This window comes from Sphingomonas sp. 10B4, assembly GCF_035019905.1.
Classification (GTDB): domain Bacteria; phylum Pseudomonadota; class Alphaproteobacteria; order Sphingomonadales; family Sphingomonadaceae; genus Sphingomonas; species Sphingomonas glacialis.
Map to the genome: position 1 here is coordinate 110620 of NZ_JASJVC010000002.1, position 23441 is coordinate 134060.

Here is a 23441-nt window from a genome sequence, read left to right on the forward strand (position 1 = left end):
ACCATATCAACACCGGCGACCGAGCCAGAGCATGGGGAAGCGCAGGACCCGCCCAAAATGGCCTGATGTCTTGGTGAATAGAAAACATCTTCGACACCCCAACCCGCCCCCCGGCGGCCCTCCCGATCAGGCGCCGGAGCACAGTGCGTTCTCGTGATGCGACGCTGTCGGTCGGAAATTTTTCATTCGCCTTCGCGCATTCGGCCGACACGACACGATCAAATGTCGACTCGATTTTGCGGGTCTTTGCGCATATGGCCACGCCGCAGCGCTCCCGGAGAAGAGCGCCGACGTCACGGATGCGGTCGATCAACGAGACCGTTGCCATAAAGTCACACACCCAAACCATCGCGCTTCGACCGAGGAACTCTGACGTTCCCGCCGGGTTTAACCGCCACTTGTCAGCATTTCAGAGGCTCATCCATGTACAAACTTCTCACCGCGTCGCTCGCAGCGACCCTCCTTTCGGCCGTTCCCGCGCTCGCGCAGGACGCCGCCGCACCGATGGCAACGCAGGACACCACGGCAGCAACCCCCGCCGAGGCAGCAGCCAAGAGCACCTCGGGCAGCTTCCGCGGCTTCCGCGTCGAAGGCAATTTCGGTGGCGATCGCTTCCAGTCGCAGGGCGTGCACCGCGACAAGTTCGGCTACGGCGCGTCGGTCGGCTTTGACGGCCAGCTCGGCGAGCGTTTCGTCGTCGGTCCGGAAGCGACCTACTGGCGTTCGAACAACTGGAGCGAGAACTGCACCGGTGCCGCCGGCGGCGCACTGTGCACCAAGTCGTTCGAGGAACTGGGCGTTGGCGTCCGCGCGGGCATCCAGGCGACCCCGCAGTTCCTCATCTTCGGTAAGGGCGGCTATGTGAACAACCAGCAGCGCAAGCGCTTCACCTCGCCCGTCGCCGGTCGCAGCTTCTACGATCGTTACTCGACCGACGGCTATCAGCTCGGTGGTGGCGTCGAATACGGCATGGGCAGCCGCTTCTCGGGGCCGCTCTCGGGCCTCTACGTCTCGGCGCAGTACGTCTATTCGCAGTATTCGGACCACACGTCGCGTCAGCGCATCATGGGCGGCGTCGGCCTCCGCTTCAAATAAGGTCGAGTTGGGCAGCGGCGATCACGCCGTCGCCCGGATCGGATCACGTCGACGGGCGCTCTCGCAAGAGAGCGCCCGTTTTCGTTTGCTCAGCGACGCGAGCGGAATCAGCCGGTGATGCGGAGCGCGCGCCGGCCAGTGACGTCGTGCCGCTCCTCGATGCGCGCACCGGGAATCGCCACGCCCCGCTCCTCGCCGTGTGGAAGCACGATCGTCAGCGGATACGCATCGGCGGCAGCGATGGTGAGCGTGATCGCGTCGGCGGTACACTCCCCGGTAATGCGCCAAACGCGCGGTTCTTCGCGTGTTTCGTATTCCTCGAAGGCGCTGACGGTAAAATCGCCCTCCCCCGCTGGCGGGAACAGCCACAACCCGCGATCGCGTGGCGCGGGCGCGAAGCCGCCCTGCGCAAGATCGACGAACATCGCCGAACCGGCGCGCGCGAACAGCGGCGGATTGCCCGCCAACGGCGCGTCGACCTCGATCACGGTGCCGCCGGCATGGCGCGTCCCGCTCCACACGTCGTACCAATCGTCGCGCCCCGGAAGCCGCACGGTGCGCATCGCGGCACCGTGCTCGACGACGATCGCCGCGAGCACGTCGCGCCCGAGCATATGGTCGTCACCGTCGATCCAGGCCGCCGCATCGCCGGGATGATCGAGCCATACCGGCCGGACGATCGGCTCGAAATCATGGCTGTAGCGCAGCAGGAGATCGCCGAAGAACGGCAGCAACGTCTGCCGCAACGCCATCAAACGCTGGATCGCGGGGAGCGCCTCGGCATGCATCCACGGTTCGTTGACGCTGCGGTCGTCGTTCCAGCTGTGGATGCTGAATCGCGGCATCAGCACGCCGGCTTGTACCCAACGCACCAGCAGTTCGGCATCGGGCGGCGGTCCGGCAAAGCCACCGACATCGTGGCCACTGTTCGAGATCCCCGAAAGCGCGAGCCCTAGGCCCATTTTGAGATTGTAGCGCAGCGTCTTCCAGTCGGTGCGATTGTCGCCCGACCAAGTCTGTGCGTAGCGCTGCAGGCCGGTCATCCCCGACCGCGTCACGACATAGGGCCGCCTGCCCGGCGCATGCGCGATCTGCGCGGCACGCGACGCGCGCATCATCAGCAACGCCTGCAGCGGCAGCGCTTCGGCCGCCGCGCGCGGGGTGCCGAAACCGTGGATCCGCGCGCGCGCGTCCCACACTTCATATTCGTTATTGTCGTTCCATGTCGCTTCGATGCCGGTGTCGAGCAGTGCTGTCGTCACCTGCGTCTTCCACCACGCCGCGGTCGCCGGGTTGGTGAAGTCGAGATAGACGCCGGGCGCATCCCAGAATTGCGCCTGAGTCTCCACGCCATCAGCGTCCGCGACCAGCAAACCGCCTTCGCGCACCTCGTCGATCAGCGGATGATCGAGCAGCATCGCCGGCTTGATGTTGGGGACGAGCCGCACGCCCGCATCGGCATAGCTTTTGACGAAGGCGGCGGGATCGGGAAACTTGTCGCGGTTCCAGTGGAAGACGTAACGCTTGTCGCCGATCGAGGTGTAGCCCGACGACAGATGAAACGACGTGCAGCCGATGTCATGCTCGGCGAGCTTGGCGGTGAAGCTCTGCATCTGCACCGCGGCATCGGGCGCATCGGTATAGGTCATCGTCGAGCCCGAATAGCCGAGCGACCAGGCTGGCATCAGCGCAGGGCGCCCAGTCAGCCAGGTAAAGCGTTTGGTCACCGCGAGCGGGTCGGGGCCGGCGACCATCCACAAATCGACATCACCGTGATCGGCGACGACGTGGCGGTACGGCCCGTGATAGTTATCGAGTTCGCGACCAAAATCGTAGGTGACGCGCGCGAGCGTGTCGTGGAATTCGCCGTGGCAGCGGCCGGCGGCATCGGCGACCAGCACGTAGGGAATCGCCTTGTAGAGCGGGTCGCTCAGTTCGGCGTCATAGCCCATCGGATCGAGACTGGTGAGGCGAAAGCGGCGGCCGGTGCGGTCCATCGCGCCCGCGCGTTCGCCCAGCGCATAATGGCGATCGCCCGCGCGGCGCTCGAGAAAGTGGTGCGCGCGGCCGTCCCACCAGCCGAAATCATACGCCTGGGTCGGGCGGTCGGCGGCGATCGGCTGCCAGGCCGCGCCGTCATGCTGTTCCCAACGGCAGTGCAAGCCGTGGAGCGCGATCGTCACGCGGATCCGCGCGGTCGCGACGACGAGCGTGCCGTCGGTCTCCTCGACCAAAGCCTCGGGGCAAGCGAAGCCCGCGACGTCCATCCGGTCGCGCCCGGGCTCCGCGATATCCTCGGCCCCCGCGGCGATCGCCCAGCTCGGCGGGCTCGTCACCGTGCCGTTCGCGAGCAGCAGGAGGCGGACGATATCGTCCTCGAGCACGAACAGATGCGCCACCGCGCCAGTATCGGCGGTGAGCGTGATCCGTCCGTGCGCGCGCTCGGTCAGCGCGAACAGCGGCGGATTGGCGATCGTGGCGTGTCTCATGCCAACTCCCTCGACTCAGGCACTTCGGGTAACGTCAGGCGGCTGACGAAGACGATCAGCACCGCTGCACCGATCAGGTCGAACACGGCGAGCGCGCCGAACAACGGCGCATAGCCGACCGTATCCGCCAGCTGACCGATCAGCAGCGAGAAGAGCAGCCCGCCAATCCAGCCGGCCTGCCCGACAAACCCGTTGGCGGTGCCGACTTCCTCGGGCGTGAAGACATCGGCCGACAGCGTGTTGATCAGCACCGAGATCATCTGGTGCGCAAAGCCGCCGATGCAGAACAGCGCGATCGCGGTGTACGGGCTCGCGGCGAGGCCGATACAGCCCGGCGCGATCATCAACACCGCGGCAAGGCTGATGCCGAGCACGCGCGACGGGATCAGCCGCATCCCGAAGCGCTTGATGAAGAACGGCGACAGATACCCGCCCAGCACGCCGCCGAGATCCGCCGCGAGAAACGGCAGCCACGCGAACAGCGCAATCTGCTTCAAATCCATCCCGCGCTCGGTCGCGAGGTAGAGCGGGATCCAGAAGCTGAAGGTCTGCCACGCCGGCTCGGCGAGGAAGCGCGGCACCGCGATCACCCAGAATTTCGCGCTCCCCAGGATCTCCTTCGCGCTCGCACGGCGCGCCGGGACGAGCGGGCGGTCCTGCGCGATCATGGCGCGTTCCTCGGGCGTGATCGACGGATGGTCGTTCGGCGAGCGATAGAAAGCGTACCACGCACCCGCCCACACCAACCCGACCGCGCCCGTCACGACGAAAGCGAGCCGCCAGTCTCCCCACAGCGTCACCGCGACGACGATCGGCGGCGCGATCAGCGCGCCGAGCGAGGTGCCGGCGTTGAACCAGCCCGTCGCGACCGAACGCTCGCGCGCTGGAAACCATTCGGCGATCGCCTTCATCCCCGACGGGATCGCCGCCGCCTCGCTCATGCCGAGCAAGGCGCGGAAGAAAGCGAGGCTCAGCCAGCCGCCCGCCAGCGCGCTCAGCATGTTCGCGGCCGACCAGGCGACACCGAAAAAGGCGAAGCCAGCGCGCAGCCCGAAATGATCGACGATATAGCCGGCGACGGGCTGCATCACGGTGTAGGCAAGCTGGAACGCCCCGACGACATAGCTGTATTGCTGCGTCGACATCGCGAAACTCGCCTTCAGCTGCGGGGCGAGCACGCCGAGCGAATTGCGGGCGAGATAGTTGGCGATCGTGCCGACGCAAATCAAACCGACGATCCACCAGCGCAGATGCCGGATCTTCATGCGCTAAGCGTCCACGCCATGCCGTGCAACGCGACCGGATCTTTCGCAAGACGTGGTGTGTCGGCAGCGGAGTCTCGCCCCCACGCGGTGGCGATGACGCGCGCGTCCAGGATCTTCACGATGCGTCCCTCCCCGACATTATGCCGAGGAAGCTAGACAGATCGGTCCGCGCTGTCCATGCTGGTAAGGCCAGATTGGCCAGGGAAGAATTCGGTATCCAAGATGTTGCAGATGTTGCGCTCTTCGCAAAGCTCGGTCACGATCGCATGATGAATGACCAGCCGCGCCGCGTCACAAGGCTTTACGAACAGGTCGCATCCGACGTCCGCGCCGCGCTCGCCAGCGGGCGCTATGCGATCGGTGATCGACTGCCATCCGAGCGCGACCTTGCGCTGCAGTACAAGGTGTCGCGCCCAACGGTGCGTGAGGCGATCATCGCGCTCGAGGTCGACGGCATGGTCGAGGTGCGAACCAATTCGGGGGTGTATGTCGCCGCGCTGCATCCGGCGGGTGGCGTGCTCAGTGAAACCGATGTCGGCGGATTCGAGCTGCTCGAAGCGCGGCGGCTGATCGAATCGCAAGTCGCGGGGCTTGCGGCGGGGCAAATCGACGCCGAGCGCCTTGCGCGGCTGCGGTCGCTGGTGCGCGAGATGGAGAATGTCGATCTCGTCACCGCAGAGGTCGCCGATCGCGAATTCCACCTCGAGATCGCGCGTTCCACCGGCAACAGCGCGCTCGAGATCACCGTCGCGATGCTGTGGGACACGCGCAGCCGGTCACCGCAATACCGCCTGCTGACCGAGAAGGTCCGCACCGCTGGGGTCGCGCCGCGCCAGTCCGAGCATCTGCGGATCGTCGAGGCGCTGGCATCGGGCGACGCGAGCCGTGCGCACAATGCGATGTGGGACCATCTCGGGCGCGTCATCGACGCCTTGCTCGAAGCGACCGAAGTCGAAGCGATCGAGCGCGCCCGCGCGGATGTCGATGCCAAGCGGCGGCGCTTCCGCGACAAGGTGGCGGTGGCGAGTTCGGGCTGAGCTGCGCACCGGGGCGATACCGTTGACGGACCCGCGCTCGGCCTGTCGTAGCCGTCACCCCGGCCTCGTGCCGGGGTCTACCGGGATGCGCTGCACTGCGCTGGCAGCATTTGCGGCACGGTGGGCCCCGGCACAAGGCCGGGGTAACGGAGGTCCGATCGTCCAACCCTACCGCGTATAGGCCGCAGCCAATGCGAGCAGACTCTCGGCCTGCTTCAAGTGCGGCAGATCCACCATCCGCCCATCGAGCCCAACGGTCCCCACGCCCGGCGCCGCTGCAAACCCCGCGACGATCCGCTGCGCATGCGCGATCTCCTCGGGCGACGGCATGAAGCTCGCGTTGATCGCGGCGACTTGCGCGGGATGGATGGCGAGGCGGCCGGTAAAGCCCTCCGCCCGCGCTGCGCGCGAGCTGTCGCGCAAGCCCGCCTCGTCGCGGAAATCGACATAGAGCGTATCGATCGCCTGAACCCCCGCCGCCTTCGCGCCGAGCAGCGTGAGCGACCGCACCAGGCGATAGGTCAGCGCCCAGCCGCCGGCGGGATCGAGATTGCTGCTCGCGCCAAGCGCGGCGGAGAGATCCTCCGCGCCCCAGGTCAGCCCAAGCAAGCGATCGAGCCCCGCCCCCGCATACGCGCCAAGCGTGAACGGGGCTGCGGCGGTTTCGGTCGCCACCGGCACGATCTTGATCGATCCCGGTGCGACGCCGGCTTGCGCCTCGAGCGCGTCGAGATAGTGCGACAGCCGGCGGATGTCGTCGGGCCCGTCGCATTTCGGCAGCATGATGCCATCGGGCGCGGCGCCGACCACCGCGACAAGATCGTCGAGCGTGAGCCCGCTGTCGAACGGATTGATCCGCACCCATAACTGGCTGGCGCGGGTGCCGCGCGGACGCTCGCCGACGAATGCCGCGACCAGCGCCCGGCCCGCCGGCTTGTTCGCCGCGGCGACCGAATCCTCGAGATCGAGGATCACCGCATCGGCGCAGCAAGCATCGACCTTGCCGAGCTTCTTTTCGCTGTCGCCGGGGATGAACAGCCAGGAGCGCAGCGGCGTCATGCCGGCCGGCGCCGCTGCAGCCCCGAACGCTTGCACGAGGCGACCAGCTCGTCGCGCTGATTGTAGGCGCAGTGGATGAAGGTCACGATCCCGGCATTGGGGCGGGACTTCGACTCGCGCAGCTCGGCGACCTCGGTCTCGATCCGCAGCGTGTCGCCGATGAACACCGGCGCGGGAAAGCGTACCTCGTCCCAGCCGAGATTGGCGACCGCGGTGCCAAGCGTGGTGTCGCCGACCGACACGCCGACCATCAGCCCCAAGGTGAAGGTCGAATTGACGATGATGCGACCATAGTCGCTGTCCTTCATGTACTCGGCATCGAGATGGAGCTGCGCGGGGTTATGCGTCAGCGTCGAGAAGAGCAGATTGTCAGTCTCGGTCACCGTCCGCCGGATCGCATGGGCAAAGGTCTGCCCGACCTGCAACTCCTCGAACCACAATCCTGCCATCGCTCTCCGCTCCTTTGCCTCGCGATGGATTAGGCAGGAATTGCGCAAAACGCCATCGCCTCGACGCGGCCGCAGCTCTGCGGGTACCGGGCGTTCGTCGTGGCATGGCCGAATGCGCCGATCGCGCGTACGGGAAGCAAATGACCGCACAGATCTTGATCGTCGACGATGAATCCGCGATCCGCCGCCTGGTGCGCGGCGCGATCGAGCGCGCCGGGCTGACCGCCGACGAAGCCGCCACCGCCGCCGACGCGCTGACGCTGGCGCATCGCCCGGGGTGCGCGCTGGTGCTGCTCGATCTCGGCCTGCCCGACCGCGACGGGATCGAACTCGTGCCGCTGCTGAAGGCGATGGACCGCGCGGTGATCGTCCTCACCGCGCGCGATGCGACCGCGGAGAAGGTGGCCGCGCTCGATCTCGGCGCCGACGATTATGTCGTGAAGCCGTTCGATACCGAGGAATTGCTGGCCCGAGTGCGCGGCGTGCTGCGGCGGCACAATGCCGTGCCGCCGGGCGGGAACCTACTGAAGGTCGGGCCAGTCGAGATCGACCTCACGGCACACCAGGTGTCGCGCGACGGCGCGGCGGTGAAGCTGACGCGCAAGGAATTCGCCCTGCTCGCCGAGCTCGCGCGGCATGCCGGCAAGCTCCTGACGCACGCGCATCTGCTGCGTGTGGTGTGGGGCGACGGGCATCTCGACGATGTCGAATATCTGCGCGTCGCGGTGCGCGCGCTGCGGTTGAAGCTCGAGCTCGATCCGGGCGCGCCCGCGCTGCTGCTCAACGAGCCCGGGATCGGCTATCGGCTCGTCGCCTAGGCGCTCACTCCGCCGGCGCGACGATCGCGGTGCGCTGCTGCCGGCCCCAGCTTTCGCGCCCCGTCAGGAACGCGTGCCAGCCCCACACCGCCCCGGCATGGCGCAGCAGCTGAAAGCTGAACGGCTCGAGGAGCGCGGCGATCAGCGCGGGGAACAGCGCGAGCCCCTCGCGCTGCCCGGTCCAGCGCTTGTACATGCCGAGCGACCAGAGGTGGAAGGTCAGGTCGATCGCGATCTTGGCGAGCATCACGAGCAGGATCGGCAAGGCGAGCGTGAAGCGCCCGCTGATCACCACCCCGACGAGGATCGCGAACGCCGCGAGCCCGTAGATCGGCTGCACCGTATCGAGCGCCTTGACCGGCAGCATCGCGGTGCCGAGCCAGCCGAAGCGCCGCGCGCCGACCATGTCGCGGTTCCAACGCTGCGTTTGGAGGAAGCCGCCAAACCAGCGCCGCCGCTGGCGCAGGAATGCCATCGGGCTCGCCGGCGCATCGGTCCGCGCGAGCGCGCCGCCGACCACGCGGATCTTCCAGTCGCGACCATGATCGGCCGCATGGCGATAGAGCCGGTGGATCAGCTCGTAATCCTCGACCATGCAATCGGGGTCGAACCCGCCGACCGCGACCACCGCCTCGCGCCGGAACGCAGCGAACGCGCCCGAAATCAGCAACAGGCTGTCGAGCCGCTCCCAGGCGTGGCGCGACAGGAAGTTGCGGACGTATTCGTAGGTCTGGAACCACTCGAAGAAGCGCCCCTGCAGATCGCGCCCGCAGATCGGCGCGAGCACGCCGGTCGCCGCGACGAGCGTCGGCTCGGCGGCAAACGCCGCGCGCATCGCGGCGATTGCGCCGGGTTCGAGCAGCGTATCGGCGTCGACCGTCAGCACGACCTCGGTATCGACCTGCACCATCGCCGCGTTGAGCGCGCGCGCCTTGCCGGTATGGCGCAGCCGCAGCCAGCGCAGCGACGGCAGGATCGCCGAGGGCGGTGTCATCGTGCCGAGCGGCGGGACAGCGAGCCCGTAGCGCCGCTCGAGCACTTCGGCGGTCGCATCGCTCGACCCGTCATCGGCGATCAGGATCAGATCGGGCGGCGACGCTTGCCCCGCGAGCCGGTCGATCGCCGCGGCGATAACGCTCGCCTCGTTATGCGCCGCGACGATGACGCCGAAGCTGGGCGAGGTGACAGGCGTTGGGTGGGGCGTCTGGCGCAGGTCGCGGATGTTCCATGCGGTAAACGCCAACAGCGCCGTGTCGTAGAGGATATAGGCGATCCCGATCGACCAGACCGCCAGGCTTTGCCGCATGAACGCTTGAACGAACAAAGCGAGGAACAGCAGTGGTCCGATCGCGCCGATCAGGCGGCTTGCGAGCGGCACGCGGCGCGGGGTGAGCCGCGGGGATTCGGCAACGAGCGTTTCGGCGAGCGAGGTCATTGCGGGGGCGTTACCGATAGTGGATGAACAAGCGATGACGCGCCTAGCGCGGCCACGACCGGGCCGCTAGGCTCCGCCCTACCAAATCGCGAGGAGCCGGTCGATGTTACAGCGCTACACCCATGTCGCGATCTTGCTCCACTGGATCATCGCGGCGCTGATCGTCGCCAATGTCCTGCTCGCCTGGACGTGGCCGAATCTTGCCGACGTGCAGGTGCGCCCGGCGATCGACCTGCACAAGTCGATCGGCATCACGATCCTCGGCCTCGCGCTGCTGCGTATCCTGTGGCGCCTCGGCCACCGCCCGCCGCCGCTGCCGCAGGGCTATGCGCGCTGGGAAGTCGGCGCGTCGCATATCGTGCATTGGGGGCTGTACCTGATCCTGTTCGCGATGCCGCTGACGGGGTGGATCATGGATTCGGCCTATAAGGATGCGGCGAGCCATCCGATGTTCCTCTACGGCCTGTTCGAATGGCCGCGGCTGGGGTTCATCATGGCGCTCGATCCCGCGACGAAGAAAGCGGTGCATGACGGCTTTGGCGAAGCGCACGAAATCATCGCTTATGGCGTTTACGCGCTGGTCGCGCTGCATCTGGCGGGGGCGATCAAGCACCAGTGGCTCGATCGGTCGCAGGAGCTGCAGCGGATGTGGTTCGGTCGGCGGTAGACCCGCGCAACCGTCACCCCGGACCTGTTCCGGGGTCTACCGGGATGTGCGTTCTGACCGTGGGCGCGTCACGGTCGACCCCGGCACGAGGCCGGGGTGACGCAGGAGCATTGGCGCTACCGCTTGGTGAACACAGCCTTGGGCAGCATCACATGCACGCCCTTGTTGCGATCGACGAGTTCGGTCACCTCGACATCGCCCGCCACGCTGATCAGCATATAAGCATCGTCGCGCGTCATCCCCTTCGCGGCCACGAGAAAGTCGATCATGTTGCGCAGCGCTTTGCGCGTCGCATTGCTGAGATCGTCGTCGAACCCCATCGCGATATAGTGCGTCGGGGTCTCCGCGCGCGGATACGGCGCCTTGTCGCCCTTGTGCAAGATGAACTGCAGCGTCCCCGTCAGCGAGGTTTCGAGCGCGGTGATGTCGACTTCGCCATTGCCCTGCGCGGCATGGCCGTCGCCGACCTGGAACAGCGCACCGCTGGCATGGACCGGCAGGAACAGCGTCGTCCCCGCGACGAGCGCCTTGTCGTCCATATTGCCGCCATTGATCGTCGGCGGAGCCGAATCATAACGGCCGAAGGAAGGCGGCGGTGCCACCCCCATGCTGCCGAAGAAAGGCCGCAGCGGCACATCCACGCCCGGCGCGAAACGGCCGAGCATCGCCTTGCGGTCGAGCGGGACGATCTTCATCCGCGCATAGGGGAAATCGTCGGTCAGAAACCCCGCGCCATAGCGAAAGGCGTTGTAGGCATAGGGGATCGCGAGATCGATCTTGAGGATGCGGATCTCGAGCGTGTCACCGGGCTCGGCGCCGGTGATCGCGATCGGGCCGGTGAGCACGTGCCCGCCCGGCCCGCGCTCGCTCGCTGGGACGCCGGCATAGACCGCGCGCAATGCGGGCTCGACATCGGCGGGCGCGACGCCCGCTTTCTCGAGCCCTGCCGGACTGTTGGTCAGCAGCGTATGGACGACGACGGTGTCGCCCGACTCGATCGTCAAGACGGGCTTGGAGGTCGCGTCGTAATGCCCCCAGGCGACGGTCTGCGGCGTGGCGGGCAGATCATGCGTCTTGGCCGCCAGCGGGCTCGCGACGGCCAGCCCGATCAATCCCATCCAGTATCGCATATTCCACCCCTGTTTACCCGTTCGGGCAAAGGTGGCGCACGCGACGCTCAGCGTCCAGCGAGGATCGCGTCGATCGCCTCGGCGACGCCGTCTTGGTCGTTGCTCGCCACGACATGCGTCGCCTTGGCGCGGACCGCCTCGGGCCCCTGCCCCATTGCGTAGGACACTGCGGCGCGGGCGAACATCGGCAAGTCGTTGGCCTGGTCGCCGAGGACCGCAATCTCGCCGAGCGGGACGCCGAGCGTCTCGGATAGCGCGGCGACGCCATCGCCCTTGTTGCCGGCAAGTGCTGTCACGTCGAGATAATAGACCTGCGACTGCGCGATCGTCGCGCGGTCGCCGTACCCCTTGGCCTGTTCGGCGAGCGCCTTGAGCAGCTCGGCGTCGTCGCTGACGAAAGTCAGCTTGTCGACGCGGTCGAACAGATCGGTGAAGTCCTGCCGCACGACCGGCGCCTGGTTCGACGCCAGCTTCTCGCTGCCGACATGCCCGCCCTGATCGGTGCTGGCATACCATTGATCGTCGGCGAACACCCAGGTGTCGACCGCCGCGCCTTTAACGACGTCGAACACGCCCTCGACAACTGCGCGGGGGACATAATGCTGGCTCGTCACCGTGCCGTCGCGGGTGAATACCGTGCCGCCGTTGAACGCGCCCATCGGCGCGTCGATGCCGAGCAGCTCGGCGATCGGCATCATCCCCGAACGCGGCCGCGCGCTGACGATCGTGAACCCGACGCCCGCCTCGCGCAGCCGCGCGACCGCGGCCTTGACGCCGGGTGTAACCTGCTTCTGCTTGTCGACCAGCGTGCCATCGACGTCGGAAACGACGAGCTTGACGCTCATTGCGGCATCTCGACATGGCCGCCGAAGCCGAAGCGCATCGCCGAGAGCAGCTTGTCGCCGAAGGTATGATCGACGCGGCTGCGATAGCGCGCAAACAGCGCGGCGGTCAGCACGTTGGCGGGGACTTTCTCCTCCATCGCGGCGTCGATCGTCCACTGGCCCTCGCCCGAATCGGCGACGCTTCCGGTGAATTGTTCGAGGTTCTGGTCCTTGGCGAGGCCGATCGCGGTAAGATCGAGCAGCCACGACGAGATCACGCTGCCGCGGCGCCAGACTTCGGCGATGTCGGTGAGGTTGAGATCGAAGCGCTCGTCCTCGGGCAGCTTGTCCGACGCCTTGCCCTTGAGGATGTCGAAGCCTTCGGCATAGGCCTGCATCAGGCCGTATTCGATGCCGTTGTGCACCATCTTGACGAAGTGCCCGGCGCCCGCGGGCCCGGCATGAATATAGCCCTGCTCGGCGCGCGGATCCTCATTCTCCTCGATCCGGCCCGGCGTGCGCGGGATCGTGCCGATACCCGGCGCGAGCGCTGCGAGGATCGGGTCGATCGTGTCGACCGCTTCCTTCGATCCGCCGACCATCATGCAATAGCCGCGCTCGAGCCCCCACACGCCGCCCGACGTGCCGACATCGACGTAGTGCGTGCCCTGCTCGGTCAGCGCCTTGGCGCGGCGGATGTCGTCCTTGTAGAAGCTGTTGCCGCCATCGATGATGATGTCGCCCTTGGTGTCGAAGCCGCCGATCGTCGCGATCGTCTGTTCGGTCGGGTCGCCGGCCGGGAGCATCACCCAGTAGATGCCGGGGTGCCCGAGCTTGTCGCGCATGTCCTCGAGCGAGCTCGCGCCGATCGCGCCATCGGCGACGAGGCCCTCGACCGCGGGGACGTTGCGGTCGAACACGACCGGCTCGTGGCCTGCGCGCATCAGCCGGCGCGCGATGTTGCCGCCCATGCGGCCCAAGCCGATGATCCCGATCTTCATGTGGACAATCCTTCGATCAAAAAGCGGTACAGCTTTCCCGGCGGAGGCCGGGGCCCAGTCGCGCAGACCGTGATCGTGAAAGGCTGTCTGCCGCCATGACCGTGTCTCGACTGGGCCCCGGCCTCCGCCGGGGAAGAAAGTGACAGGTCAGGCGTGCGCTGGGTGCTTTGCCGCGATCGCGCCGAGCAGATCGTCGAAAGCCTTGGAGAAGGACGCGACGCCCTCCTCGACCAGCGTGTCGGTGACGCCGTCGAGGTCGAGCCCTAACCGCTCGGTCTCCGAGATGACGTGGCGCGCACCGGCGACGTCCTGGCCGAGCGTCGCCGCCGCGGTGCCGCGCTCGCGATACGCGTCGAGCGTCTTGGGGGGCACGGTGTTAACGGTGTCCTTGCCGATCAGCGTGTCGAGATACAGCGTGTCGGGATACTCAGGGTTCTTGGTGCCGGTCGACGCCCAAAGCAGCCGCTGGACCTGCGCGCCCTTGGCGGCGAGCGCTTGCCAGCGGGCCGACGCGATGAACTCTTCATACCAGGCATAAGCGAGCTTGGCGTTGGCGATCGCGACCTTGCCCTTGAGCGCCTTGGCGTCGTCGCCACCGACGCCGGCATCGATCTTGTCGTCGATCTTCGAATCGATCCGGCTGATGAAGAAGCTTGCGACGCTGGCGATCTTGTCGATCGGCTCACCCCGCGCGACGCGCTTTTCGAGGCCCTCGACATAGGCTTCGGCGACCGCCTGATACGCGTTCTGCGAGAAGAGCAACGTGACGTTGACGTTGATTCCGGCATCGATCGTCGCGGCGATCGCGGGGACACCGGCGGGGGTGCCGGGGATCTTGATCATCAGGTTCGGACGGTTGACCGCCTTCCACAGCTTCTGCGCCTCGGCGATCGTACCGTCGGTATCGTTGGCGAGATAGGGCGAGACTTCGAGGCTAACATAGCCGTCCTTGGCCTCGAGCCGGTCGTAGACCGGGCGCAGCGTGTCGGCGGCGGCCTGGATGTCGAGGATCGCGAGATGCTCGTAGCGCTCCATCGTCGGCGCATCGGGATGGGTCTTGTCGAAGGCGGCGAGCTCTGCGTCATAGGCATCTCCATGCCCCATCGCCTTTTCGAAGATCGACGGGTTCGACGTGACGCCGGTCAGCGAATCCTCGTCGACCATCTTCTGCAGGCCGCCCTCGGCGAGGAACTTGCGGTCGACGAAGTCGAGCCACACGGCCTGACCCAATGCTGCGAGATCGTTCAAACGGCCCATCAGTGCTTCTCCGAAAATCTGTGTCGTGCGCCCTTGTAGCCCTGCATTTGGGCACGGCGGTTACGCGAACAACCCCGTGGGGGCGATTAGTGGTGGATCCCCTCCCCGTCATCCCCGCGAAGGCGGGGATCCCGCTGCCTTGCCCCGCGCTTGCGAGAAGAAGCGGGACCCTCGCTTTCGCGAGGGTGACAGGGAGGTAGGCCCTGGCTTCGTTACTTCGCCGCGTTGACCATCTCGGTCGCGACCTTCACGACATGGTCGACGGTGAAGCCGAACTTGTCCTGCAGCTTGGCGATCGGGGCCGAGGCGCCGAAGGTCGACATGGTGATCGTCTTGCCGTGCGTGCCGACATAGCGATCCCAGCCGATCTCGCTGCCCATCTCGATCGCGACGCGCGCCGTGACTGCCGCGGGGAGCACCGACTCCTTGTATGCCGCGTCCTGGCTCTCGTAGCGATGCCAGCTCGGCAGCGAGACGACGCGCGATGCGACGCCCTGTGCGACGAGCTTGTCGTGCGCTTCGAGCGCGAGCGACACTTCCGAGCCGGTCGCGATCAGGATGACCTGCGGGGCGCCGTCGGTTTCTGGGCTATCGGCGAGCACATAGCCGCCCTGCATCAGGCCCTCGGCGCTCGCATATTTGGAGCGGTCGATCGTCGGCAGCGCCTGGCGCGACAGGATCAGCGCGGTCGGGTGGTTGGCCGACTGCATCGCCGCCTTCCACGCCCATGCGGTCTCATTGGCGTCGGCCGGGCGGATCGTGTCGAGGCCGGGGATCGCGCGGAGCGAAATCACCTGCTCGATCGGCTGGTGCGTCGGGCCGTCTTCCCCGACACCGATCGAATCGTGCGTGAAGACGTAGGTCGCGCCGAGTTCCATCAGCGCGCCGAGCCGGATCGGCGGGCGCATGTAATCCGAGAAGACCAGGAATGTCGCCGAGTAAGAGCGCAGGTAGGACAGCGCCATGCCGTTGACGACCGCGCCCATGCCGTGTTCGCGCACGCCGAAGTGCAGGTTGCGCGCGCCATAACTGTCCGCCTGGAACGAACCGCCATTGTCGATCAGCGTCTTGGTCGAAGGCGCGAGATCGGCCGAGCCGCCCATCAACCACGGCACCTTGGCGGCGATCGCGTTCATCACCTTGCCGCCGGCATCGCGCGACGCCATGCCCTTGGCATCGGCGTCGAAGGTCGGGATGTCGGCATCCCAGCCCTCGGGGAGCTGGCTGGTGAGCAGCGCATCGAGTTCCTTCGACAGCTCGGGGTATGCGTCGGCATAGCGCGCGCGCATCTCGTCCCAGGCTTCGCGCAGCGGCGTGCCGCGATCGGCGACGGCCTTGTGGAAGCCTTCCTTGACGCCGTCGGGGACGAGGAACTTCGCCTCGGGATCCCAGCCATAGGCCTTCTTGGTGTTGGCGATGTCGTCGAGCGTCATGCCCTCGCCGTGTGCCTTGGCGGTGCCCTGGATCGAGCTGCCATAGCCAATGATGCTCTTCACCACGATGAAGGTCGGCTTGTCGTCGCAGGCCTTGAAGCTGTCGAGCGCCGCCGCCATCGCTGCGCAATCGTTGGCGTCGTCGACGTGCAGAACGTGCCAGCCATAAGCCTCGAAACGCTTGCCGACGTCCTCGTCGAACGCGAGGTCGGTGCCGCCCTCGATCGAGACGTGGTTCGAATCGTAGACCCAGCACAGGTTCGACAGCTTGAGGTGACCAGCGAGGCTGGCGGCTTCGCTGGCGACGCCCTCCATCATGTCGCCGTCGCCCGAGAAGACGTAGACGTCATGGTCGAACAGCTTGAAGCCGTCGCGATTGTAGCGTGCGGCGAGCCAGCGCTCGGCGATCGCCATGCCGACCGAATTGCCGCAGCCGGCACCGAGCGGACCCGTCGTCGTCTCGACGCCAGTGGTGTGGCGATATTCGGGATGGCCCGGCGTCTTCGAGCCGAGCTGGCGAAACGCCTTGATGTCGTCGAGGCTGACCGCGGGAGCGCCGGACTTCTTGCCATCGCGATCGATCTCCTCGACGCCGGCGAGGTGCAGCAGCGCGTAAAGCAGCATCGACGCATGGCCGACCGACAGCACGAAACGGTCGCGGTTGGGCCAGTCGGGGGTCGACGGATCGGTGCGCAGGAACTTGGTCCACAGCGTATGGCCGACCGGCGCGAGCGCCATCGGCGTTCCGATATGGCCCGACTTGGCGGTCGACACCGCATCCATCGACAGCGTGCGGATCGTGTCGATCTGGAGTCGCTCGGGGCTGCCATCCTCGTGGAGCGCGGTTGCGGGGTTCGCTTGGGTCTGGGTGTCGGCCATGCAGGGGGTCGCCTTTTAGTGTGGTCGCTGAACGCTCGCGCGTCGGTCGGGTTGCCCGGGGTTGAAGATAAGGATCGCGCTTTAGTCGCTCGCGCGGCCGCGTTCTAGCCGCGTAACGACTCCGTCGGTCGCGATATAGGCGGCATCGACCTCGGCGAGGAACAGACCGTGACCGAGTGCGCCTGGAATCGCGTCGATCGCCGCGGCGAGCGCGGTATGATCGATGTCGGCGGGGAAGCGGCAATCGAGGATCGGATTGCCCTGGTCGCTGGTGAAACCCGCCCGCAGCGTTGGCGTGCTGCCAAGCGCGGCGAGTCGGTCAGCCACGAACGCTTGGGCGAAAGGCAGGATCTCGACCGGGATTTCCGCTGCGCCGATCTTGGCGACGCGCTTCGATCCGTCGGCGATCACGATCATCCGGTCGCTCGCCGCGGCGACGACCTTTTCGCGCAGCATCGCACCGCCGGCGCCCTTGATGGCGTTGAGGGCATCGTCGATCTCGTCGGCGCCATCGATCGTGAGGTCGATCCGGGCGGGCATCTCGATGAGCTGGATGCCGGCCTCGCGGGCGCTGGTTTCGGTGGCGAGGCTGGTGGCGACGGCCTTGATCTCAAGGCCGGCGCGAACCTGGTCGCCGAGCGCCGCGATCGCGAACGCGGCGGTCGAGCCGGTGCCGAGCCCGACGATCATCCCGGCGCGGACTTCGGCAATCGCGGCGAGCGCGGCGAGGCGTTTGTCGGACTCGTTCATGGCGGCACCCCTTAGCCGCTTCGTCGCGAGCTTGTCGAAGGCCGTTCTCGCCTTTTGCCCTCGATGAAACGCGAAACCCCACCGCTTGGGCCTCTCCTCCCTTTCAGGGAGGGGAGAAGAAACTTTCTCCTAGCCCCAGCCCAACGCGCGCGGCAAAGCCTCCACCCATGATCGAACGAATCCTCGGCATCCTCGCCACTTTCACCATCGGCGTCATTTCGAGCGGCGGCTATCTCGGCATCGCACTCCTGATGGCGATCGAGTCGGCGTGCATTCCGCTGCCGTCCGAAATCATCATGCCGTTCGCGGGCTATCTCGTCTCGACCGGGCGCTTCGACCTGTTCCTCGCAGCTACCGCGGGCGCGATCGGGTGCAATCTCGGGTCGATCGTCGCCTATGAGATCGGCAAGCGCGGCGGGCGGCCGCTCGCCGAGCGGTGGGGCCGCTACGTGCTGGTCGGCCCGGGCGAGCTCGATGCCGCCGATCGCTTCTTCGCGCGCTTCGGCAATATGGCGGTGCTGATCGGGCGGCTGCTGCCGGTGATCCGCTCGTTCATCGCCTTCCCGGCAGGCGTCGCGCGGATGCCGCTGGTGCCGTTCCACATCTACACTTTTCTCGGCTCGTGGCCGTGGTGCTTCGGGCTCGCCTGGGTCGGGATGAAGCTCGGCGATCAGTGGAACAAGAGCCCGGCGATGAAGGCGGCATTCCACAGCGCCGATGCGGTGATCGCGGTCGTGCTCGTCGCCGCGGTCGCTTTCTACATCTGGCACCGCGTGCGTGGCTTGAAGCGGCCCTGATTCGACACGACATCTTTGTCGACCGCCAAAGCGTAACTTGGCGCGTGCATGATGCGAATGGCGTTATGTCCTGGCCTCAGAGGTGTTTCGATGTTCAAGCCCGTCCTGATCATTGCCGGCCTTGCCGGAATCGCGCTCTACGCGCTCGGCGGCGGCACGGCGAAAGCCGAGCGCGCGGTGCCGATCCCCGTCTCCAAGACCGACGTCACTGCAAGCGGCCCGCAGACCGCGGTGTTCGCGGGCGGCTGCTTCTGGGGGATGGAAGCGGTGTTCGAGCATGTGAAGGGCGTGAAGAGCGTCACTGCGGGCTATGCCGGCGGCACGCGCGAGACCGCGACCTACGACCAAGTCTCGACCGAGACGACGCAGCATGCCGAGGCGATCCGCGTCGTCTACGATCCCGCCAAGGTCAGCTATGCGACGCTGCTGCGCGTCTATTTCTCGGTCGCGCACGATCCGACGCAGCTCAACCGCCAGACGCCCGACAGCGGCTATAGCTATCGCTCGGCGATCTTCCCGCAGAGCGCGGCGCAGCGCGGCGTTGCGGCGGCGTATATCGCGCAGCTCGGGCAAGCGCATGTCTTCGCCAAGCCGATCGTGACCAAGATCGAGAGCGGCAGCTTCTTCCCGGCGGAGGCGTATCACCAGAACTTCTTCGACCGGAACCCCAACCACCCGTATATCGTGACCTTCGACAAACCGAAGGTGGCGGCGTTCCGCGCGGGGTTCCCGCAACTGGCGAGCTGATCCTTCTTTAAGCCCCTCCCCTTGAGGGGAGGGGCTTTCTTCTCCCGCTACGCTGCCACCTTGAAGCGCAGCAACTTGTCCTCGACCGGGATCAGCGCTTCCGCCCCCGGCCCGACCGCGCGGATGATCTCGGGGTGATCGACGTCGAGCCCGCCGGTCAACGCGCCGAATGCGGGCAGGATCAGCTTGGTCGGTGTCGCGACGAAGCAGATCCGCGAGACGTTGCGGCCGCGCACGCGCAGCCGGAGTTTGGGATGGAAATGGCCCGACAGCTCGGGCCGCGTCTCGCGCGCGCTCGCTTCGTGGCGGAGCACCAGCCCGTCGACCACCGCCTCGTCGACCACCACGCCGCCGCAGCGATCGACCAAGCCGGCATCGTGCCCCGCATCATGATTGCCCGTGATCCACGTCCAGCGCGCCGCCGAGGTCAGGCTGCGCAGCGTCGCCTGCGCCGCGGCGGGCAACCGCTCGCAGCCCTTGGGGTCGTGGAAACTGTCGCCGAGGCACCAGATCTCGCGCGGGCTGAGCGCGTCGACGACCGCGCTGAGATCGGCAAGCGTCGCGAGCGAATCGTACGGCGGCAGCATCTGCCCGCGCTTGGCAAACCAGCTCGCTTTCTCGAAGTGGAGATCGGCCACCAGCAGCGCCTGGCGCGCCGGCCAGAACAGCGCACCGCTGCGCAAGGCGAGCAGGGAATGCCCCCCGAAGGCAAGCGGGGCGAACGAAAAGGGAACCATGACCCCGCCTATGTCGCAATCGATGCAACCATGCAACGCTGTCCGGGCGAGCGACGGTCCCGTTCGGTTAAACCGCTTGCGCAAAGGCGTAACGGGCGTAAAGCGCGCCGTCCTCTCCGGCGAGCCATTACCCCCTTATGACCTCTGCCACTGACAGCATTGTCGCCAAAGCCACCCCGCACCCAGCGCTCGTCGCGCTGACGATCGGCGCGATCGGCGTGGTGTTCGGCGATATCGGCACCAGCCCGCTCTACGCCTTTCGCGAGGCGCTCAACCTCACCGCCAAGGACGGGCTCGACCCCGGCGAGATCCTCGGCGTGCTGAGCCTCGCGATCTGGTCGCTGATCCTCGTCGTCACCGTCAAATACGTCATCTTCCTGATGCGCGCCGACAATCAGGGCGAGGGCGGCGTGCTCGCGCTGACCGCGCTGGCGCGGCGTGCGCTCGGCAAGCGCTCGCTGATCGCGCTCGTGCTGGGCGCGGCGGGTGCGTCGCTCTTCTATGGCGACGCGATCATCACCCCGGCGCTGTCGGTGCTCTCGGCGGTCGAGGGGCTCAAGACGATCCCGGGGCTTGGCGACGTGTTCTCCGACTCGGTGATCCTCGGCGTGACGATCGTCATCCTCGTCGCGCTCTTCTTCATCCAGAGCCGCGGCACGGCGAGCGTCTCGGCGCTGTTCGGCCCGGTCTGCATCGTCTGGTTCCTCGCGATCGGCGCACTCGGGCTGTGGCACATAACCGACGAGCCCTCGATCCTGCGCGTCATCTCGCCGCATTACGGCGCGATCTTCCTCGCGACGCACGGCGTGACCGGGCTCTTCGTGCTCGGCGCGGTGTTCCTCACCGTCACCGGTGCCGAGGCGCTGACCGCCGATATGGGCCATTTCGGCGTGCTGCCGATCCGCATCGGCTGGTTCGTGCTCGTCTTCCCGTGCCTGATCCTCAACTATCTCGGGCAAGGCGCCTATGCGCTGAGCGCGCTCGAGGCCGCTGCCGCGGCGGGCAAGCCGTTCGTCAACCAGGACTGGTTCTTCCTCATGGCCCCCGAGGGCCTCCGTCCGTGGCTGATCGGCCTTGCGATGATGGCCACCGTCATCGCCAGCCAGGCGGTGATCACCGGCGCCTATTCGCTGACGCAACAGGCGATCCAGCTCGGGCTCCTCCCGCGGCTGCGCATCCGCCAGACCTCGGCGACGCAGGCCGGGCAGATCTACCTCCCCTCGATCAACTGGCTGCTGCTGGTCGGCGTGCTGGTGCTGGTGATCCAGTTCCGCACCTCCTCGGCGATGGCCGCGGCGTATGGCATCGCGGTGACGGGGACGATGGTGGTGACGACGCTGCTCGCCTATATCGTCGTGCGGCATCGCTGGAACTGGGGGCGCCCGCTCGCGCTCGCCGTCATCCTGCCGTTCCTGACGCTCGATTTGATCTTCTTCGGCGCGAACATCCTGCGCGTGATCGAGGGCGGCTGGGTACCGCTGGTCGTCGCCGCGGTGATCGGCCTCGTCATCTACACCTGGAACCGCGGGCGCGGGATCGTGCGCGCCTTCGAGTTGCGCCAGAGCGTCCCGCTCGCCGACCTGGCGGCGGCACTCGCCAAGCGCCCGCCCGAGCGGGTCGAGGGGACCGCGGTGTTCCTCACCGCCAACCCCGACAGCGCCCCCGGCGCGTTGCTGCACAATCTCAAGCACAACAAGGTGCTCCACGAGAAGAACCTCATCTGCAGCATCCGCACCGCCGACCGCCCCTCGGTCGAGCAGGACGAGCGCGCCGAAATCCGCCCGGTCGACGCCAATTTCACGATCATCGTGCTGACCTATGGCTTCATGGAATCGCCCGACGTGCCGCGCGACCTGGGGCTCGAGGCGGTGAGCCACAAGAAGTCGCTCAATCCCGCCAAGACGAGCTATTTCATCGGCCGCAACACGATCAAGCCCGCCGCCGACCAGGGCATGCCGCTGTGGCAGGACCGGATCTTCATGTTCCTGCAGCGCAATGCGAGCGACCCGACCGACTTCCTGAAGATCCCGCCGGGGAAGGTGCTGGAGTTGGGGGAGCAGGTTACCGTCTAACCCACGCCGCGCTTTGGTCTCGGTATCACAGCGCGATCCGCCGACACAAAACGCCCCCCACCGGCATGGCCGACGGGGGGCGTTTCGTAGCACAAGGGGTCGCAGCGTGCCTTACGGCCGCAATACCACCTTGATCACGCCGTCCTCCTTGTCGCGGAACTTCTTGTACATCTCTGGCGCATCCTCGAGGCTCGCCGGGTGCGTGACCACGAAGCTCGGGTCGATGTCGCCCGCCTCGATCCGCGCGAGCAGCGGCGCGGTATAGGCCTGGACGTGGGTCTGGCCGGTCTTGATCGTCAGCCCCTTGTTCATCAACGCGCCGAGCGGGACCTTGTCGCCCATCCCGACATAGACGCCGGGGATCGACACCGTGCCGCCCATCCGGCAGCTCATGATCGCTTCGCGCAGCACATGGATGCGATCGGTGGCGAGGCCGATCGTCGCCTTGGTCTTGTCGAGCACCGCGTCGAAGCTGCCATGCCCCGAAGCCTCGCAGCCGACCGCGTCGATGCAGCTGTCGGGGCCGCGGCCCTTGGTGCGGAATTGCAGCTCATCATAGACGTTTTCGGTCTCGCTGAAATCGATCGTCTCGGCGCCGCCGGCTTGCGCCATCAGCAGCCGCTCGGGCACTTCGTCGATCGCGATGACGCGGCCCGCACCCAGCATCAGCGCCGAGCGGATCGCGAACTGGCCGACGGGACCGCAGCCCCAGATCGCGACCGTGTCGCCGGGTTCGATCTGCGCATTCTCGGCGGCCATGTATCCGGTCGGGAAGATGTCGGAGAGGAACAGGGCTTGCTCGTCGGTGACGCTGTCGGGCACCTTGATCGGGCCGATATCGGCCATCGGCACGCGGAGGTATTCCGCCTGGCCGCCGCAATAGCCGCCGAGCATATGGCTGAAGCCGAACAGGCCGGCGGGCGAATGGCCCATCGCCTTGATCGCCAGCTCGGCATTGGGGTTGGTGCGCTCGCACGCCGAGAACAGGCCCTTGCGGCAGAAGAAGCAATCGCCGCAGCTGATCGTGAAGGGGACGACGACGCGGTCGCCGATCTTGAGGTTGGTCACTTCCGAGCCCAGCGCGACGACTTCGCCCATGTTCTCGTGCCCGAGGATGTCGCCGGCCTGCATCGTCGGCTGGTAGCCGTCGAGCAGATGGAGATCCGACCCGCAGATCGCGCAGGCGGTTACCTTGATGATCGCATCGCGCGGATGCTGGATTTCGGGGTCCTTGACGGTGTCGACGCGGACGTCGCCTTTGCCGTGCCATACCAATGCGCGCATGTTTCGTCTCCGATTGTTGGATGCTTCCGCCGGGGGTGCGGAAGAGTCTTCAAGCGGCCCAACGCGTCAGGGTGCGGAATGGGGGGGGGCGTAAGCTGTTGTTTTTTGGGGTGAGCCGGATCAAGTCCGAGACGAAGCCCGTGCTGCGCACCTTAGGGTAAGGCGCGGATTCTCTGCCCCCTACGTCACCCCGGCACCTGTCTCTTATACACATCT

The 23441-nt window shown here is 66.7% G+C and carries 20 protein-coding genes; 7 read left to right on the top strand and 13 right to left on the bottom strand.

Translation table 11 applies throughout. The features are described from left to right. Positions 1-423 precede the first annotated feature (423 nt). Positions 424-1095: an outer membrane protein gene (locus tag QN347_RS01245; RefSeq protein ID WP_133191760.1), complete on the top strand. Its 672-nt coding sequence runs from the start codon at positions 424-426 to the stop codon at positions 1093-1095. A gap of 107 nt (positions 1096-1202) precedes the next feature. On the opposite strand, the gene QN347_RS01250 is transcribed toward QN347_RS01245, so the two are convergent. Next, positions 1203-3584: a TIM-barrel domain-containing protein gene (locus tag QN347_RS01250; protein WP_322160752.1), complete on the bottom strand. Its 2382-nt coding sequence runs from the start codon at positions 3582-3584 to the stop codon at positions 1203-1205. Further along, positions 3581-4849, bottom strand: a complete 1269-nt coding sequence (locus tag QN347_RS01255; protein WP_322160754.1) for an MFS transporter — start codon at positions 4847-4849, stop codon at positions 3581-3583. The genes QN347_RS01250 and QN347_RS01255 overlap by 4 nt, the downstream gene beginning before the upstream one ends. 269 nt (positions 4850-5118) lie before the next feature. Between QN347_RS01255 and QN347_RS01260 the strand changes: the two genes are divergently transcribed. After that, a complete protein-coding gene (locus QN347_RS01260) occupies positions 5119-5886 on the top strand; it encodes a FadR/GntR family transcriptional regulator (RefSeq protein WP_133191757.1) in 768 nt (255 codons plus the stop codon). A gap of 168 nt (positions 5887-6054) precedes the next feature. Here QN347_RS01260 and QN347_RS01265 read toward each other — a convergent pair whose 3' ends face one another. Continuing rightward, on the bottom strand, positions 6055-6945 hold the full coding sequence (locus QN347_RS01265; RefSeq protein WP_322160756.1) for a CoA ester lyase: 891 nt from the start codon (positions 6943-6945) through the stop codon (positions 6055-6057). Beyond that, positions 6942-7394 (bottom strand): MaoC family dehydratase, encoded by a 453-nt coding sequence (locus tag QN347_RS01270; protein ID WP_322160758.1) that lies wholly within the window; start codon positions 7392-7394, stop codon positions 6942-6944. Before QN347_RS01270 ends, QN347_RS01265 begins: the two co-directional genes overlap by 4 nt. 140 nt (positions 7395-7534) lie before the next feature. Here QN347_RS01270 and QN347_RS01275 point away from each other — a divergent pair, with 140 nt between their 5' ends. After that, on the top strand, positions 7535-8212 hold the full coding sequence (locus QN347_RS01275) for a response regulator (RefSeq protein WP_133191754.1): 678 nt from the start codon (positions 7535-7537) through the stop codon (positions 8210-8212). A gap of 4 nt (positions 8213-8216) precedes the next feature. Here the strand turns inward: QN347_RS01275 and QN347_RS01280 are convergent, their stop codons facing one another. After that, the gene (locus QN347_RS01280) at positions 8217-9647 is read right to left on the bottom strand and encodes a glycosyltransferase (protein ID WP_322160760.1); all 1431 of its coding nucleotides are present in this window, start codon (positions 9645-9647) and stop codon (positions 8217-8219) included. Positions 9648-9750: 103 nt separating this feature from the next. Between QN347_RS01280 and QN347_RS01285 the strand changes: the two genes are divergently transcribed. Further along, on the top strand, positions 9751-10314 hold the full coding sequence (locus QN347_RS01285; protein WP_322160761.1) for a cytochrome b: 564 nt from the start codon (positions 9751-9753) through the stop codon (positions 10312-10314). Positions 10315-10430: 116 nt separating this feature from the next. Here the strand turns inward: QN347_RS01285 and QN347_RS01290 are convergent, their stop codons facing one another. From QN347_RS01290 to rpiA, 6 genes are all read right to left on the bottom strand, one after another. Next, positions 10431-11444, bottom strand: a complete 1014-nt coding sequence (locus tag QN347_RS01290) for an acetamidase/formamidase family protein (RefSeq protein WP_322160763.1) — start codon at positions 11442-11444, stop codon at positions 10431-10433. A 47-nt stretch (positions 11445-11491) separates the two neighbouring features. Beyond that, positions 11492-12289: a Cof-type HAD-IIB family hydrolase gene (locus tag QN347_RS01295; protein ID WP_322160765.1), complete on the bottom strand. Its 798-nt coding sequence runs from the start codon at positions 12287-12289 to the stop codon at positions 11492-11494. Beyond that, positions 12286-13269 (bottom strand): phosphogluconate dehydrogenase (NAD(+)-dependent, decarboxylating), encoded by a 984-nt coding sequence (gene gnd / locus QN347_RS01300; protein ID WP_322160767.1) that lies wholly within the window; start codon positions 13267-13269, stop codon positions 12286-12288. The genes QN347_RS01295 and gnd overlap by 4 nt, the downstream gene beginning before the upstream one ends. A gap of 147 nt (positions 13270-13416) precedes the next feature. After that, complete coding sequence (gene tal / locus QN347_RS01305; RefSeq protein WP_322160768.1) at positions 13417-14526, bottom strand: transaldolase; 1110 nt, start codon at positions 14524-14526, stop codon at positions 13417-13419. 212 nt (positions 14527-14738) lie between these two features. Then, the gene (tkt, locus tag QN347_RS01310; RefSeq protein ID WP_322160770.1) at positions 14739-16838 is read right to left on the bottom strand and encodes a transketolase; all 2100 of its coding nucleotides are present in this window, start codon (positions 16836-16838) and stop codon (positions 14739-14741) included. An 81-nt stretch (positions 16839-16919) separates the two neighbouring features. Continuing rightward, positions 16920-17588: a ribose-5-phosphate isomerase RpiA gene (gene rpiA / locus QN347_RS01315; protein ID WP_322160771.1), complete on the bottom strand. Its 669-nt coding sequence runs from the start codon at positions 17586-17588 to the stop codon at positions 16920-16922. 167 nt (positions 17589-17755) lie between these two features. Here rpiA and QN347_RS01320 point away from each other — a divergent pair, with 167 nt between their 5' ends. Both QN347_RS01320 and msrA read left to right on the top strand, forming a co-directional pair. After that, positions 17756-18385: a DedA family protein gene (locus QN347_RS01320; RefSeq protein WP_322160773.1), complete on the top strand. Its 630-nt coding sequence runs from the start codon at positions 17756-17758 to the stop codon at positions 18383-18385. 90 nt (positions 18386-18475) lie between these two features. Further along, positions 18476-19132 carry a peptide-methionine (S)-S-oxide reductase MsrA gene (msrA, locus tag QN347_RS01325; protein WP_322160774.1) on the top strand — a complete coding sequence of 219 codons (657 nt, stop codon included), beginning with the start codon at positions 18476-18478 and terminating at the stop codon, positions 19130-19132. 47 nt (positions 19133-19179) lie between these two features. Here msrA and pdeM read toward each other — a convergent pair whose 3' ends face one another. Further along, entirely contained in the window at positions 19180-19869 is a 690-nt protein-coding gene (pdeM, locus tag QN347_RS01330; protein WP_322160775.1) for a ligase-associated DNA damage response endonuclease PdeM, read from the bottom strand. Positions 19870-20006: 137 nt separating this feature from the next. On the opposite strand from pdeM, the gene QN347_RS01335 reads away from it, so the two are divergent. Next, positions 20007-21941, top strand: a complete 1935-nt coding sequence (locus tag QN347_RS01335) for a potassium transporter Kup (protein WP_133191742.1) — start codon at positions 20007-20009, stop codon at positions 21939-21941. A gap of 111 nt (positions 21942-22052) precedes the next feature. Here QN347_RS01335 and QN347_RS01340 read toward each other — a convergent pair whose 3' ends face one another. Beyond that, a complete protein-coding gene (locus QN347_RS01340) occupies positions 22053-23225 on the bottom strand; it encodes a zinc-dependent alcohol dehydrogenase (protein ID WP_322160777.1) in 1173 nt (390 codons plus the stop codon). Between the last annotated feature and the right edge of the window lie 216 nt (positions 23226-23441).

Excerpts from the sequence above, each read along its gene's own strand:
- QN347_RS01245 (WP_133191760.1), top strand. The coding sequence starts at position 424 with ATGTACAAACTTCTCACCGCGTCGCTCGCAGCGACCCTCCTTTCGGCC.
- QN347_RS01250 (WP_322160752.1), bottom strand. The coding sequence starts at position 3,584 with ATGAGACACGCCACGATCGCCAATCCGCCGCTGTTCGCGCTGACCGAG.
- QN347_RS01255 (WP_322160754.1), bottom strand. The coding sequence starts at position 4,849 with ATGAAGATCCGGCATCTGCGCTGGTGGATCGTCGGTTTGATTTGCGTC.
- QN347_RS01260 (WP_133191757.1), top strand. The coding sequence starts at position 5,119 with ATGAATGACCAGCCGCGCCGCGTCACAAGGCTTTACGAACAGGTCGCA.
- QN347_RS01265 (WP_322160756.1), bottom strand. The coding sequence starts at position 6,945 with ATGACGCCGCTGCGCTCCTGGCTGTTCATCCCCGGCGACAGCGAAAAG.
- QN347_RS01270 (WP_322160758.1), bottom strand. The coding sequence starts at position 7,394 with ATGGCAGGATTGTGGTTCGAGGAGTTGCAGGTCGGGCAGACCTTTGCC.
- QN347_RS01275 (WP_133191754.1), top strand. The coding sequence starts at position 7,535 with ATGACCGCACAGATCTTGATCGTCGACGATGAATCCGCGATCCGCCGC.
- QN347_RS01280 (WP_322160760.1), bottom strand. The coding sequence starts at position 9,647 with ATGACCTCGCTCGCCGAAACGCTCGTTGCCGAATCCCCGCGGCTCACC.
- QN347_RS01285 (WP_322160761.1), top strand. The coding sequence starts at position 9,751 with ATGTTACAGCGCTACACCCATGTCGCGATCTTGCTCCACTGGATCATC.
- QN347_RS01290 (WP_322160763.1), bottom strand. The coding sequence starts at position 11,444 with ATGCGATACTGGATGGGATTGATCGGGCTGGCCGTCGCGAGCCCGCTG.
- QN347_RS01295 (WP_322160765.1), bottom strand. The coding sequence starts at position 12,289 with ATGAGCGTCAAGCTCGTCGTTTCCGACGTCGATGGCACGCTGGTCGAC.
- gnd (WP_322160767.1), bottom strand. The coding sequence starts at position 13,269 with ATGAAGATCGGGATCATCGGCTTGGGCCGCATGGGCGGCAACATCGCG.
- tal (WP_322160768.1), bottom strand. The coding sequence starts at position 14,526 with ATGGGCCGTTTGAACGATCTCGCAGCATTGGGTCAGGCCGTGTGGCTC.
- tkt (WP_322160770.1), bottom strand. The coding sequence starts at position 16,838 with ATGGCCGACACCCAGACCCAAGCGAACCCCGCAACCGCGCTCCACGAG.
- rpiA (WP_322160771.1), bottom strand. The coding sequence starts at position 17,588 with ATGAACGAGTCCGACAAACGCCTCGCCGCGCTCGCCGCGATTGCCGAA.
- QN347_RS01320 (WP_322160773.1), top strand. The coding sequence starts at position 17,756 with ATGATCGAACGAATCCTCGGCATCCTCGCCACTTTCACCATCGGCGTC.
- msrA (WP_322160774.1), top strand. The coding sequence starts at position 18,476 with ATGTTCAAGCCCGTCCTGATCATTGCCGGCCTTGCCGGAATCGCGCTC.
- pdeM (WP_322160775.1), bottom strand. The coding sequence starts at position 19,869 with ATGGTTCCCTTTTCGTTCGCCCCGCTTGCCTTCGGGGGGCATTCCCTG.
- QN347_RS01335 (WP_133191742.1), top strand. The coding sequence starts at position 20,007 with ATGACCTCTGCCACTGACAGCATTGTCGCCAAAGCCACCCCGCACCCA.
- QN347_RS01340 (WP_322160777.1), bottom strand. The coding sequence starts at position 23,225 with ATGCGCGCATTGGTATGGCACGGCAAAGGCGACGTCCGCGTCGACACC.